This window comes from Kitasatospora sp. NPDC058184, assembly GCF_042883725.1.
GTDB lineage: Bacteria > Actinomycetota > Actinomycetes > Streptomycetales > Streptomycetaceae > Kitasatospora.
Genome location: NZ_JBHVVE010000007.1, coordinates 431390 through 444224 on the forward strand (window position 1 = coordinate 431390; position 12835 = coordinate 444224).

The 12835-nt window shown below is 73.6% G+C and carries 12 protein-coding genes; 8 read left to right on the top strand and 4 right to left on the bottom strand.

Annotation, left to right across the window (positions count from 1 at the left end):
• Positions 1–175 precede the first annotated feature (175 nt).
• The gene (gene gcl, locus ACFVXH_RS16870; RefSeq protein ID WP_074003637.1) at positions 176–1957 is read right to left on the bottom strand and encodes a glyoxylate carboligase; all 1782 of its coding nucleotides are present in this window, start codon (positions 1955–1957) and stop codon (positions 176–178) included.
• A 750-nt stretch (positions 1958–2707) separates the two neighbouring features.
• Between gcl and ACFVXH_RS16875 the strand changes: the two genes are divergently transcribed.
• Both ACFVXH_RS16875 and ACFVXH_RS16880 read left to right on the top strand, forming a co-directional pair.
• Positions 2708–4189 carry a SulP family inorganic anion transporter gene (locus tag ACFVXH_RS16875; protein ID WP_387824281.1) on the top strand — a complete coding sequence of 494 codons (1482 nt, stop codon included), beginning with the start codon at positions 2708–2710 and terminating at the stop codon, positions 4187–4189.
• Positions 4190–4303: 114 nt separating this feature from the next.
• Positions 4304–4615: an MTH1187 family thiamine-binding protein gene (locus tag ACFVXH_RS16880; RefSeq protein ID WP_049652700.1), complete on the top strand. Its 312-nt coding sequence runs from the start codon at positions 4304–4306 to the stop codon at positions 4613–4615.
• Positions 4616–4633: 18 nt separating this feature from the next.
• Here ACFVXH_RS16880 and ACFVXH_RS16885 read toward each other — a convergent pair whose 3' ends face one another.
• Positions 4634–5107, bottom strand: a complete 474-nt coding sequence (locus ACFVXH_RS16885; protein ID WP_074003636.1) for a DoxX family protein — start codon at positions 5105–5107, stop codon at positions 4634–4636.
• 154 nt (positions 5108–5261) lie between these two features.
• Between ACFVXH_RS16885 and ACFVXH_RS16890 the strand changes: the two genes are divergently transcribed.
• The 3 genes from ACFVXH_RS16890 (at position 5262) to ACFVXH_RS16900 (ending at position 8116) form a co-directional block, all read left to right on the top strand.
• The gene (locus ACFVXH_RS16890; protein WP_074003635.1) at positions 5262–5840 is read left to right on the top strand and encodes a TetR/AcrR family transcriptional regulator; all 579 of its coding nucleotides are present in this window, start codon (positions 5262–5264) and stop codon (positions 5838–5840) included.
• 78 nt (positions 5841–5918) lie between these two features.
• On the top strand, positions 5919–7358 hold the full coding sequence (locus tag ACFVXH_RS16895; RefSeq protein WP_387824235.1) for an MFS transporter: 1440 nt from the start codon (positions 5919–5921) through the stop codon (positions 7356–7358).
• Complete coding sequence (locus tag ACFVXH_RS16900) at positions 7355–8116, top strand: SDR family NAD(P)-dependent oxidoreductase (RefSeq protein ID WP_049655613.1); 762 nt, start codon at positions 7355–7357, stop codon at positions 8114–8116. The genes ACFVXH_RS16895 and ACFVXH_RS16900 overlap by 4 nt, the downstream gene beginning before the upstream one ends.
• Before the next feature lie 74 nt (positions 8117–8190).
• Here ACFVXH_RS16900 and ACFVXH_RS16905 read toward each other — a convergent pair whose 3' ends face one another.
• Positions 8191–8877 carry an SMI1/KNR4 family protein gene (locus ACFVXH_RS16905; protein WP_143204591.1) on the bottom strand — a complete coding sequence of 229 codons (687 nt, stop codon included), beginning with the start codon at positions 8875–8877 and terminating at the stop codon, positions 8191–8193.
• A 215-nt stretch (positions 8878–9092) separates the two neighbouring features.
• Between ACFVXH_RS16905 and ACFVXH_RS16910 the strand changes: the two genes are divergently transcribed.
• The 3 genes from ACFVXH_RS16910 to ACFVXH_RS16920 all read left to right on the top strand — a co-directional run bounded on the left by ACFVXH_RS16910 (position 9093) and on the right by ACFVXH_RS16920 (position 12368).
• Entirely contained in the window at positions 9093–10013 is a 921-nt protein-coding gene (locus ACFVXH_RS16910; RefSeq protein ID WP_049655615.1) for a carbohydrate ABC transporter permease, read from the top strand.
• Positions 10010–10912 (top strand): carbohydrate ABC transporter permease, encoded by a 903-nt coding sequence (locus ACFVXH_RS16915; RefSeq protein WP_079272327.1) that lies wholly within the window; start codon positions 10010–10012, stop codon positions 10910–10912. The genes ACFVXH_RS16910 and ACFVXH_RS16915 overlap by 4 nt, the downstream gene beginning before the upstream one ends.
• A gap of 61 nt (positions 10913–10973) precedes the next feature.
• Complete coding sequence (locus ACFVXH_RS16920) at positions 10974–12368, top strand: ABC transporter substrate-binding protein (protein ID WP_053112245.1); 1395 nt, start codon at positions 10974–10976, stop codon at positions 12366–12368.
• Positions 12369–12460: 92 nt separating this feature from the next.
• On the opposite strand, the gene ACFVXH_RS16925 is transcribed toward ACFVXH_RS16920, so the two are convergent.
• Positions 12461–12730: a helix-turn-helix domain-containing protein gene (locus ACFVXH_RS16925; protein ID WP_049655616.1), complete on the bottom strand. Its 270-nt coding sequence runs from the start codon at positions 12728–12730 to the stop codon at positions 12461–12463.
• Positions 12731–12835 lie beyond the last annotated feature (105 nt).

Sequence of the window (12835 nt, forward strand, 5' to 3'; positions counted from 1 at the left end):
GAAGTCGTCGGGCCGGGCCTCTTCGTGGGCCACGGTAGCGGCCGTCACCTGGTCAACTGCGGTCGGCGTGCCGATGTTCCGGGCACGGGGGCGGGTGGGGGCGTGCGGAGCGGCTCGTCCGCCCCCACCCGCCCGGCGCGGACGACCGGCGTGCGCGGCCGGTGCGTGCGCCGCGTTACGGCACCAGCGGCCTGATCGCCGTCGGCGCGTGCTCGGGGAGGGTGGCCAACTCCTCGAACTCGTTGACCTTGTCGATGTCGGCGGCGGCCATCGAGATGTTGGTGACCCGCTCCAGGATCGCCTCGACCACGACCGGGACGCGGAACTCGGCGGCCAGCTTCTTGGCCTCCTCGAAGGCGGGCAGCAGGCCCTCCGGCTCGGTGACCCGGATCGCCTTGCAGCCCAGGCCCTCGACGACCTTGACGTGGTCCACGCCGTAGACGCCCAGCTCCGGCGCGTTGACGTTCTCGAACTCCAGGTTGACCTGGTAGTCGATGTCGAAGGCGCGCTGCGCCTGGCGGATCAGGCCCAGGTAGGAGTTGTTCACCAGCACGTGGACGTACGGGATGCGGTGCTGGGCGCCGACCGCCAGCTCCTCGATCATGAACTGGAAGTCGTAGTCGCCGGAGAGCGCGACCACCTGCCCTCCCGGGTCGGCGGTGGCGACGCCCAGCGCGGCCGGGATGGTCCAGCCGAGCGGGCCGGCCTGGCCGCAGTTGATCCAGTGCCGCGGCCGGTAGACGTGCAGCAGCTGCGCGCCGGCGATCTGGGAGAGGCCGATGGTGGTGACGTAGCGGGTCTCCGGGCCGAACGCCCGGTTCATCTCCTCGTACACGCGCTGCGGCTTGAGCGGCACGTCGTCGAAGTGGGTGCGGCGCTGGAGCCGGGCCCTGCGCTCCTGGGCGGCGGCGGCCCAGGCGGTGCGGTCCTTGAGCGTGCCGGCGTCCCGCAGTTCGCGCGCCACCTCGACGAACAGCTCCAGCGCGGCCCCGGCGTCGGAGGCGATGCCGAGGTCCGGGGCGAAGATCCGGCCGAGCTGGGTGGGCTCGACGTCGACGTGGACGAAGGTGCGGCCCGCGGTGTAGACGTCCAGGCCGCCGGTGTGGCGGTTGGCCCAGCGGTTGCCGATGCCGAGGACGAAGTCGGAGGCGAGGAAGGTCTCGTTGCCGTAGCGGTGCGAGGTCTGGAGGCCGACCAGGCCGGCGTTGAGCGCGTGGTCGTCCGGGATGACGCCCCAGCCCATCAGGGTGGGGACCACCGGGACGCCGGTGAGTTCGGCGAACTCCCGCAGCAGCTCGGCGGCGTCGGCGTTGATGACGCCGCCGCCCGCGACGATCAGCGGGCGCTCGGACCGCTGGAGCAGCGCGACCGCCTTCTCGATCTGGACGCGGTTGGCGGCCGGCTTGTAGACCGGCAGCGGCTGGTAGGCCTCCGGGTCGAAGTCGATCTCGGTCAGCTGGACGTCGATCGGCAGGTCGATCAGGACCGGGCCGGGGCGCCCGGAGCGCATCAGGTGGAAGGCCTGCTGGAACACGCCGGGGACCTGCGCGGCCTCCAGCACGGTGGTGGCGGCCTTGGTGACGGGCCCGGCGATCGAGGCGATGTCGACGGCCTGGAAGTCCTCCTTGTGCAGCCGGGCGACGGGTGCCTGGCCGGTGATGCAGAGGATCGGGACGGAGTCGGCGATCGCCGAGTACAGGCCGGTGATCATGTCGGTGCCGGCCGGCCCCGAGGTGCCGACGCAGACCCCGATGTTGCCGGCCCTGGCGCGGGTGTAGCCCTCGGCCATGTGGGAGGCGCCCTCGACGTGCCGGGCCAGCGTGTGCCCGATCCCGCCGGCGGCCTTGAGTGCGGCGTAGAACGGGTTGATGGCTGCGCCCGGCACGCCGAACGCGACCTCAACGCCTTCGAGCTTGAGGATCTCCACGGCCGCGCGGGCGGCTGTCATACGAGGCATCGGATCTCTCCTGCGTCGGCCCGCAGTGGCTCGGAGGGCTCATCTCCTGAATTCCACCATACGGAAGAACGGTTTCTGTATGTGGAAACACGGTAGGGCGGGGCTCGTCGGGGCGTCAAGGGGACTTCAACAGAATGTGGAAGGCGCTGGGCGGACCGTCGGGCGGCGGGGATTCGCACGCCAGGACGGCGATCGCGCTGGTGTGCCCGGGGAAGCGGACGCTCCGCGCCGGGAAGAGCGGCCGGTGTGCAGTGGCGGTGAAGGGACGGTGCCTGCCGTGGGCCCGCCCCGCCGGGCTGGGTACCGTCGGTGCCACGCCGGGCCCGTGACGTCCAACTGAGGCCGCGGCAGGGGGGGTTTCGGGAGCACCGCGGAGCGGGGGAACTCCGCCGGTGGCCCCGTCCAGGACCAGCGCGCCCGGTCCGCCGCACCCGAGCGAGGGACGCACCCCCCGGCCGCACCGACCCGACACCCGCCGCCGCGCTCTGGTCCGCCCGGACCCGCGGCCGTACCGCTGTCGCCGCTGTTTCCCCTGCCCTCCCGTTCCCCGCTCCTCCTCCTGCTCCCCGCCCTTGCAACGGCGCGCCCGCTGCGGCGGACGCGCGGAAGGAACGTCCCCATGCGCTGCTGCACCCCTGCCCGGTCCCTGGCGGTGACCGGGTGAACCCGCCGCCCCACCGGAGCGACAGCCCGCCGGGCCGCCTCCGCAAGCACGGCCCGCCGGGCCGGCCCCGCACCCCGGCCGCCGTCCTGCGCGCCGTCCCCTGGCGCCACGACCTGCCGGCCTCGCTGGTGGTGTTCCTGGTCGCCCTCCCGCTCTGCGTCGGCGTGGCCGTCGCCTCCGGCGTCCCGGCCGAACTCGGGCTGGTCACCGGCATCGTCGGCGGCCTGGTGGCCGGCCTGCTGCCCGGCAGCAGCCTCCAGGTCAGCGGGCCCGCCGCCGGACTGACCGTCCTGGTCGCCGACGCCGTCCAGCGCTTCGGCGTCGGCGCGCTCGGCCTGCTGGTGCTCGGCACCGGCCTGCTCCAGCTGGCGATGGGCGCCCTGCGGCTCGGCCGCTGGTTCCGGGCGATGTCCGCCTCGGTGGTGCACGGCATGCTGGCCGGCATCGGACTGACCCTGGTGTTCGGCCAGCTCTACGCGCTCGCCGACCGCCGCGCCCCCGCCACCGGGCCCGAGAAGATCGCCGGACTGCCCGACCTGCTGGGCGACGTGCTGACCGCTGCGGCCAACCCGAGCGCCGTCGCCCTCGGCCTCGGCACCCTGCTGGTCCTGGTCGCCTGGAAGTACCTGCCGGAACGGGCCGCCCGCGCCGTCTCCGCCCCGCTGGCCGCCGTCGGCCTGGCCGCCGCCGTCACCGCGGCCGCCGACCTGCCGGTGGCCCGCGTCCACGTGGCCGGGCTGCTCGACGTGGTGCACCTGCCCGGGCGCGACGCCCTGACCGCCCTGGCCGGCCCCGCCGGGATCGGCACGATCGTCGCCTTCACCCTGATCGCCTCCGCCGAGACGCTGTTCAGCGCCGCCGCCGTCGACCGGATGCACCACGGCCCGCGCACCGACTACGACCGCGAGCTCACCGCCCAGGGCATCGGCAACACCGTCTGCGGGCTGCTCGGCGCGCTGCCGATGACCGCGGTGATCGTGCGCAGCGCGACCAACGTCCAGGCCGGCGCGCGCACCAAGGCCTCGCGGGTCCTGCACGGCGGCTGGCTGCTGGTGTTCACCGCGCTGCTGCCCGGCGCGCTCGGGCTCGTCCCGCTCACCGCGCTGGCCGCCGTCCTGGTGCACGCCGGCGCCAAGCTGGTGCCGGTGCGCCGGATCGTCGCGCTCTGCCGCGGGCACCTGGGCGAGGCGGTGGTGCTGGTGGTCACGACGGTCGCGATCATCGCCACCGACCTGTTCGAGGGGGTGCTGATCGGCGTCGGCCTGGCGGTGGCCAAGTCGGCCTGGCAGACCTCGCACCTGCACATCGCGGTGGAGGAGCAGGAGCAGCCGGCCGGGCAGCCGCTGCACCGGGTGCGGCTGAGCGGCAACGCCACCTTCCTGCGGCTGCCCCGGCTGCTGGACACCCTGGAACGGCTGCCGGGGGACCGGCCGGTGGAACTGGACTGGTCCGGGCTGCGCCACCTGGACCACGCCTGCACGGTGGCGCTGGTCTCCTGGGCCGACCAGCACCGGGCCCGCTCCACCGCCCCGCTGGCCGTCGAACCGCCGCTGCCTTCGGTGGCTTGAGGTCCGGTCCGGTCGGGGGGCGTCCAGCCCGGTCGCGGGACGTCTAGCCTGGTCGCGGTCCGGGTGCAGGCCCGGGCCGCGACCGGTGCCGTCGACCACAAGGAGCGCAGAGCCGTGATCGCAGCCTTTTCGGTGACCCCGCTGGGGATCGGCGAGGACGTGGGGGAGGCGGTGGCCGCCGCCGTCCGGGTGGTCCGGGAGAGCGGTCTCCCGAACCGCACGGACGCGATGTTCACCAGCATCGAGGGGGAGTGGGACGAGGTGATGCCGGTGATCAGGGCGGCGATCGAGGCGGTGAAGGCGCATAGCAACCGGGTGAGCACGGTCATCAAGATCGACGACCGGGCCGGGGTCACCGACGGCCTCACCGCCAAGGTCGCCTCGGTCGAGCGACACCTGGCGGCGGGCGGTCCGTCGGACCGTTGACCGGCCCCGGGCGGTGCGTCAGACCGCCGACGTCGGCCGGACCGCCGGTTCGGCCGACGCCGCCAGGGGCCGGCGGGTGAGCAGGCGGTCCACGGCGTACGGGCCGGAGCCGAGCGCCGCGATGGCCAGGAAGGCCCAGCAGAACAGCACCGAGGGCTCGCCCCCGTTCTGCAGCGGCAGCAGCGCGTGCTCCTGGTGGACGGTGAAGTAGGCGTAGGCCATCGAGCCGGAGCAGAGCAGGGCGGCCACCCTGGTGCCGGCGCCGAGCAGCACCAGGACGCCGCCGACCAGCTGGATCAGCGCGGCCCACCAGCCGGGCCACTGGCCGAGCGGGACGGTGCCGCCGCCCTTGGCGCCGCCGAGCACGCCGAACAGCGAGGCGGCGCCGTGGCAGGCGAAGAGCAGGCCGACGACGATCCGGAACGCCGTCAGCACGACGGGTCTGACGGCGTCGGCGGTCTGCCGGGAGTGGGCGGGACGGGATGTGGACATGCGAAGCGCCTCCTGTGGGGGAAGGAGGTGGATGTGGGAGCGGTAAGGGTAGCCATGGTCTAGTCCACTTGGCAATGCTCCGTCAGAGATCAGGTCTGGACCACTGATCGCCCTTTCTTGACCGACCGATCCAGAAAGGGCTACTGTTCCCGGCATGGCGCGAACGAAGGAATTCGACCCGGACGCGGCGCTGCAGGCGGCCCTGGAGCTGTTCTGGCAGCGCGGCTACGAGGCCACCTCGATGGCCGACCTGGTCGAGCGGCTCGGCATCGCCCGGGCCAGTCTCTACGCGACCTTCGGCAGCAAGCGCGAGCTGTACCTGCGGGCGCTGGAGCGCTACTGCGAGCAGAGCGACTCGGCACGGCTGGACGACCTGTCCCAGCCGGGCCCGGCGCTGCCGGCGGTCCGCGCGCTGGTCCGCCAGTACGCGACGGCGGAGGAGGGGGAGCGGCGGCTCGGCTGCTTCGTCACCAACACGGCGGTGGAGCTGGCCCCGCACGACCCGGCCGCGTCCCGCCGGGTGGAGGCGAGCTTCGACCGCCTGGAGACGCTGCTCGCCGCCGCCCTGGCGCGGGCCGCCGCGCAGGGCGAACTGCCCGCCGGGCGGGACCCGCGGGCGCTCGCCAGGATGCTGGTGGTGCTGCTCCAGGGCATCCGGGTGGTGGGCAAGACCGCCGACGGCGCGCCCCTGGCGCGGGACGCCGCCGAACAGGCGCTGGCACTGCTGGACTGACGCCCGGTCGGCTCGGGTCGGGGTCTTCTGCTGGGCTCATACTGGACCGAACGGTCTACATAGGGGGGAGGGTTTTACATGCCTGTCATCGCTACCGGCCGGTACGGCTTCGCGCTGCTCGGCGTCGTCCAGGCGGTGCTGATCTTCACGATCATGATCCTGACCGTGCCGCTGCCGCTGGTGGCACGGGAGTTGGGGCTCGGCCCGTCCGGCGTGCTGCTGCTCAGCGCCGCCTACGGCCTCTCCTTCAGCTCCCTGCTGCTGCTCGGCGGACGGCTGACGGACCGTCACGGCGGGCGCCCGGTGCTCCGCGCCGGCCTGGTGCTGCTCGCCGCCGCCTCGATCGCCTGCGCTCTCGCGCCCGGCTACCCCGTCCTGCTGGCTAGCCGCTTCGTACAGGGTGCGGGCGCGGCCCTCACCGCCCCGGCGGCGGTCGCCGTGGTCCGGGTGCTGCACCCCGAACCGGCCGCCTACCGGCGGGCGATGGCCACCTGGGGCGGCCTGTCGGTGCTCGGCGCCACCGTCGGCAGCGTGGTCTCGGGCGCGGTCGCCGCCGCGGTCTCCTGGCGCTGGCTGTTCGCGGTGCCCGTCCTGGTCGCCCTGGCCGGGCTCGCCCGCTCCGGATCCCTGCCCGCCGCCCTGCCCGCAGCCCCTGGTCATGCCCCCGCCGTCCGCCGACCGGCCCTCGACCTGCCCGGCGCCGCCCTCGCCACCGCCGGTGTCTGCGCGGCGAGTTACGCCCTGGTGGCCTCCACCGAGCAGGGCTGGCGCAGCCCCGGGACGTACGGCCCGCTGGCCGCCGGGCTCGCCCTGCTGCTCGCCTTCGCCGCCGTCGAGCGCCGCACCGCCGACCCGCTGCTGCCACCCGGCTTCCTCGCCGACCGGCGCCGCGCCACCGCGCTCGCCGCCGTCATGGCCACCGCCGCCGGCACCGCGCTCACCTTCGTCCTGCTCTCGCTCTACCTCCAGCAGCTGCGCGGCTGGAGCGCCGCGGCCACCTCCGCCGCCTTCGTGCCGTACGCGGTGGTCCTGCTGCTCTCCGGCCGACTGGCCGGCCCGCTGACCGTCCGGTACGGACCGGTGGCGGTCACCGTCGGCGGCCTCGCCGTGGCGGCCGCCGGACTCGGTCTGCTGGCCGGGCTCGCCCCCGGCAGCGGCTACGCCTCCGGCCTGCTGCCCGGACTGCTCCTGCTGCCCGCCGGCGCCGCCGCGGCCTTCGCCGGGGCGGCCGTGCTCGCCACCGGCGGGGTGCCGCCCGAGCGCACCGGGCTGGCCGCCGGAGTGTTCAACACGGCCATGGAACTCGGCCCCACGGCCGGACTGGCCGCCCTGATGGCGCTCGCCGCCACCCGCCCGAGCGTCGTCGGTGGCTACGCCGCGGCCTTCGCGGCGGCCGCCGCGGGGCTGGCGATCACCGCCGTCGCGGTCGCCGCCCTGTCCCGCGCCACCCCTACCACCCGCACCACCAGCACCACCGCACCCGAACACACCACCCGGATCAAGGAGTTCACCTCATGAGCACGCGTTTCGCCGACAAGTCCGTCCTGGTCACCGGCGCGGGCAGCGGCATCGGCCGGGCCATCGCGCTCGCCTTCGCCCGCGAGGGCGCCCGGGTCGCGGTCGCCGGCCGCACCGCCGGACCGCTCGCCGAGACCGTCGAGCTGATCGAGCGGGCCGGCGGCAAGGCCGCGGCGCTCACCGGCGACGTGACGAACGCCCAGGACGCCGCCCGGCTGGTCGGTGAGACCGTCGAGCTGTTCGGCGGCCTGGACGTCGCCGTCAACAACGCCGGGGTGTTCGGCGCCGCCGGCCCGGTCGCCGACATCGACGAGGCCGAGTGGCAGCGGGTGTTCGGCATCAACGTCACCGGCACCCTGCTCGCCATGCAGCCGCAGATCGCCCACATGCGGGCCCACGGCGGCGGCGCGATCGTCAACGTCTCGTCCAACCTGGGCGCCCACAAGCGGCTCGCGGGCGTCGGGGCCTACGCCGCCAGCAAGGCCGCGGTCACCGTGCTGACCCGGGCCGCCGCCCTCGACCACATCGCCGAGGGCGTGCGGATCAACACCGTCAGCCCCGGCGCGGTGGACACCCCGATGTCCTCCCGGCCGGGCGAGGACGCCGCGACCAAGGCCGGGCGGATGAAGGCCGAGGTCCCGGTCGGCCGGGCCGGGGCGACGGAGGAGGTGGCCGCCGCGGTGCTGTACCTGGCCTCGGACGAGGCGGGCTACACCGTCGGCAGCGACCTCGTCCTGGACGGCGGCTCCTCGGCCTGACCGCCCGATCGCCTGACCACCCGATCGCGTGACCGCCCGGCCGTCTGACCGTCCGATCGCGTATCCCCGCCGGGCTACTCGTCCGGCGACTCCCCGGGCACCACCCCGTAGAACGCGTCCAGCGCCTGCGGGGTGCGTGCCCGGACCACCACCCAGGCCTCCTCGGCCACCCCGACCAGCACCTCCGGGCCCTGGTACCAGCGGAAGTGGCGACCGAGCGCCGGCAACTCGCCCAGACCGTCCGGCAGTTCCTCGTCCCAGTCGAGGAAGTCGGTCAGCTCGTGGTCCTCCAGCAGCTTCTCCATCAGCGCCATCGCCGCGGCCGTCGCCGAGAAGCGCTCGTCCCAGGGCTCCCACCGCTCCTGCGCCTTGTCCGCCAGGTCGAGCCGGAACACCGTCGGCGGGTCCTCCCGGTCGAGGCCGTCCAACGGCACGCCCCAGTGCGCGCAGCCCTGGTTCTCCGCCCGGAACACCAGGGCGCCGTCCAGCACGTGCAGCTCGTCCGGCGTCAGCAGCACGTCCTGGTTGCTGGTCAGGTCCGCCCGGCGGCCGAACAGCCGGTACGCCTCGCGCAGCGCCACCGGCAGCCGCAGGCCCAGCCGCCGCTCGGCGGCGTCCAGCTCCGCGTCCGTGAAGCCGTCGCCGGGCCCCAGCGGCTCGCCCCAGTACGCGGCGAAGCCCCTGACGAGTGCCCAGGCGCCCGCGCGGGAGCGCACACTTTCGGCCATTGCGGCCGGGATGTCGAATTCCGTTTCGTCCACCCGCGCACCGTACGCCACCCCTCCGACAGCGCGGTGGCCCGCCCAACTGCCCGTCTGCCGCCGGTTCGCCGCCCGTCCGGGCACGACCGGCCGGATCTGACGCGAACGCGTAATCCCCGCGACACCCGTTGATCACCGCGGGGTTTCCGCGCCGTCGTTCGGGCAAGACACGGTTTCGGCCGGAACCGACATCACGAAAGGCGGACGCGCGACACATGCCGACCGCACCGCACACCGGGCCCCTCCCGGCCCGTCGAAGCCGCTGGGGAGAACACGGGCTGGCCTGGGCCTTCCTGCTGCCCTCCCTGGTGGTCTTCGTCCTCTTCATCGGCTACCCGCTGGGACGGACCCTCTACCTCAGCGGGCACGCCAACGACCTCTTCGGCGCGCCCTCCCGCTACGTCGGGTTCAAGCACTACACCGACCTCTTCGCCTCGGCCGACTTCGTCCGCACCCTCACGACCACGGCACTGTTCACCCTGCTCACCGTGGTGCCCGGGGTGCTCGGCGCGCTGGTGCTGGTGCTGCTCCTGGAGAACCGGATCCGGGGCGTGCGACTGCTGCGCTCGGCCTTCGCGCTGCCCTTCGCGTTCTCGGTGGCCAGCGCCTCGGTGGTGTTCGCGGTGTTCTTCAACCCCGCCAGCGGGGTGCTCAACGGGCTGCTCTCGCACGTGGGCCTCGGCCCGATCGGCTGGCTGACCGACTCCCGGTACGCCCTGCTCTCGGTGGCCGTCACCACGGTCTGGATGAACCTCGGCTACAACGTGCTGGTGCTCTCCGCGGGCATCGGCTCGATCCCGGGGGAGATCCTGGAGGCGGCCCGCATCGACGGCGCCTCCGGCCTGCGGCTGGCCCGTTCGATCACCGTCCCGATGCTCGGTCCGAACCTGTTCTTCCTGACCGTGGTCTCCACCGTCCACGCGCTCCAGAGCTTCGGCCAGATCCACATCCTCACCAAGGGCGGGCCGGACGGCTCCACCCGGACCCTCGTCTACTCCGTCTACGAGAAGGCCTTCGCCTACGGCTCCAGCGACTTCGGCACCGCGAGCGCCCAGGCCGTGGTGCTGCTCGTGGTCGTCCTCGCCTGCACGGCCGTCCAGTTCGGCGTCCTGGAGCGGAAGGTGCACTACGCATGACCACCCTCACCACCGAGGCCGAGCCGAAGGCCGGGGCGCCCCGTCCGCCCGCCCGCGCCCGCGCCCTCGCCGGGCGCTCCGCGCGCGACCTGCTCGGCCGCGCCGCCGTCTACCTGCTGCTCGCCGTCGCCGTCGTCACCGTGGCCTTCCCGGTCTACTACGCCGTCGCCGGCGCCTTCATGGGCCCCTCCGAGCTCTCCTCCTACCCGCCGGCCCTGGTGCCGCACTCGGTCACCGGACGGAACTTCTCCGGCGCCGTGGACGCCATCCCGCTGGCCCGCCAGTACGCCAACTCGGCGATCGTGGCGACCGTCATCACCCTCGCCCAGCTGTTCACCTCGGTCCTCGCCGCGTACGCCTTCGTCTTCCTGCCGATGAAGGCCCGCGCCGTGGTGTTCGGGGTGTTCCTGGCCACGCTGATGGTCCCGTGGGAGGCCATCATCATCCCCAACTACCTGACGCTGTCCGGCTGGGGGCTCGGCAACACCTACTTCGGCCTGGTGCTGCCCTTCCTGGCCTCCGGCTTCGGCACGTTCATGCTGCGCCAGGCCTTCCGCCAGCTGCCCGGCGAACTGCGCGACGCCGCCCGGATCGACGGGGCCGGCCACTGGCGCTTCCTGTGGCGGATCGTCGTCCCGCTCAACAAGCCGGCCCTCGCGGCGCTGTCGATCTACGTCTTCCTGTCGGCGTGGAACCAGTACTTCTGGCCGCTGATCATCACCCGCACGGCGAACATGCAGACCCTCCAGATCGGCCTCACCTCGCTGCGCGACGCCGAGATGGCCGACCCCGGGCTGATCCTGGCCGGCGTCGTGCTCTCCCTGCTGCCCACCCTCGCCCTGGTGGTCTTCGGCCAGCGCTTCATCGTCCGCGGCCTCACCGCGGGCGCGGTCCGCTGACCGTGCCCCTCCCGCTCCTCCTGTGTCCCCCCTCCTCGAACGCTCGAAAGAGAGAACCCTCGTGAAGAAGAGTGCGCGCGCGCTCGCTGCCCTGCTGGTGGCCGGCCTGTCCCTGACCGCCTGCAGCTCCAGCGGCTCCGGTTCCGGCTCCGGCGGCTCCGCCGACGCCGGCGCGCCCGGCGCCCAGGCGCTCGACCAGGCCTCCGGTGTCACCAGCGTCGAGTTCTGGCACTCGATGACCGGCAAGAACGCCGAGGTGCTGAACGGGCTGGTCGGCCAGTTCAACGCCGCCCACCAGGGCAAGATCGAGGTCAAGGCGCAGTTCCAGGGCAAGTACGACGAGCTGGTCACCAAGTACAAGGCCGCGGTGCAGCAGAAGGGCACCCCCGCCCTGGCGCAGGTCTACGACATCGGCACCCGGTTCATGATCGACTCCAAGCAGACCGTCCCGGCCCAGGCCTTCGCCGACAAGGACGGCTACTCGCTGGACGACCTGGACGCCAACATCCGCAACTACTACTCGGTCGGCGGCAAGCTCCAGGCGATGCCGTTCAACTCCTCGATGCCGCTGCTCTACCTGAACACCGACGCCTTCAAGGAGGCCGGTCTCGACCCGGCCCAGGCCCCCAAGGACCTGGCCGAGCTGGGCGAGCTGGCCAAGAAGCTGACCAAGAAGGACGGCGACGGCAAGACCGTCCGGTACGGCTTCGGCGCCGCCATCTACGGCTGGTTCGTCGAGCAGCTGCTCGCCGAGTCCGGCACCATGTACTGCGACAACGACAACGGCCGCGGCAACAAGGCGGGCAAGGTCGTCTTCGACTCCGCCCAGGGCGCACAGATCGTCCAGTGGTGGGCCGACCTGGTCAAGGGCGGCTACGCGGCCAACACCGGCCGCACCACCGACGACGCCCAGGCCGCGTTCAAGGCCGGTACGGTCGCGATGCACCTGGAGTCCACCGGCGTGCTGCGCGGCTACACCGAGGCCGCGAAGTTCGGCGTCGGCACCGCGGCCTTCCCGAAGGTCACCGCCGCCGACCAGGGCGGCCCGGTGATCGGCGGCGCCTCGCTGTGGATCAGCGGCCCCGGCCACTCCGACGCCGAGAAGCGCGCCGCCTGGGAGTTCGAGAAGTTCGTCTCCGCCCCCGAGCAGCAGGCCGTCTGGCACACCGGCACCGGCTACTTCCCGGTCAACACCAAGGCCCTGGACGACCCCAAGGACAAGGAGTGGGTGGCCAAGTACCCGCAGTTCCAGACCGCGATCGACCAGCTGAAGGCCACCAAGCCGACCCCGGCCACGGCCGGCTGCCTGCTCGGCGTGATGCCGCAGGCGCGCAAGGGCGTGGAGACCGCGATCGAGCAGACCATCGCCGGCACCAAGCCCGCCCAGCAGGCCCTGGCCGACGCGGCCAAGGAGCTCCAGCCGGCGATCGAGAGCTACAACAGCTCGGTCGGCTGACCTCCTGGCCCACGACGACGGCCCGCCCCGCGCACCACGCGCGGGGCGGGCCGCCGCCGTTCGTCGGTCCGCCGCGGGCGGGCATGCGCGGGCTAGGCGGAGAGCGCCTCGCCGTCCTCCGAGGGGGCGCACGCGGCCGCCAGTTCGTCCAGGGACAGGTCGAGCGCGAAGGCCAGCGCCGCGATGGTGAAGAAGGACGGCGTCGGCGCGCGGCCGGTCTCGATCTTCCGCAGCGTCTCCGCCGAGACGCCGGCCACCGCCGCCACCTCGACCATGCTGCGCTCGCCGCGCGCCTCGCGCAGCAGCGCTCCGAAGTGCTCGCCGCGCTCGCGCTCCCACGGGGTCAGCGGAGTCCTCACCATGCCGACGAGTCTAGGGCCTGTCTTCAAGCTCCCGTCTGCGGGGCGACGCCGGGGCACGCACCTCGCCGCGTTGTCGTCGGTCGCCAATGCTCCGCAGTGGCTCCC

Excerpts from the sequence above, each read along its gene's own strand:
- ACFVXH_RS16900 (WP_049655613.1), top strand. The coding sequence starts at position 7,355 with ATGAGCACGCGTTTCGCCGACAAGTCCGTCCTGGTCACCGGCGCGGGC.
- ACFVXH_RS16885 (WP_074003636.1), bottom strand. The coding sequence starts at position 5,107 with ATGTCCACATCCCGTCCCGCCCACTCCCGGCAGACCGCCGACGCCGTC.
- gcl (WP_074003637.1), bottom strand. The coding sequence starts at position 1,957 with ATGCCTCGTATGACAGCCGCCCGCGCGGCCGTGGAGATCCTCAAGCTC.
- ACFVXH_RS16925 (WP_049655616.1), bottom strand. The coding sequence starts at position 12,730 with ATGGTGAGGACTCCGCTGACCCCGTGGGAGCGCGAGCGCGGCGAGCAC.
- ACFVXH_RS16895 (WP_387824235.1), top strand. The coding sequence starts at position 5,919 with ATGCCTGTCATCGCTACCGGCCGGTACGGCTTCGCGCTGCTCGGCGTC.
- ACFVXH_RS16890 (WP_074003635.1), top strand. The coding sequence starts at position 5,262 with ATGGCGCGAACGAAGGAATTCGACCCGGACGCGGCGCTGCAGGCGGCC.
- ACFVXH_RS16910 (WP_049655615.1), top strand. The coding sequence starts at position 9,093 with ATGCCGACCGCACCGCACACCGGGCCCCTCCCGGCCCGTCGAAGCCGC.
- ACFVXH_RS16915 (WP_079272327.1), top strand. The coding sequence starts at position 10,010 with ATGACCACCCTCACCACCGAGGCCGAGCCGAAGGCCGGGGCGCCCCGT.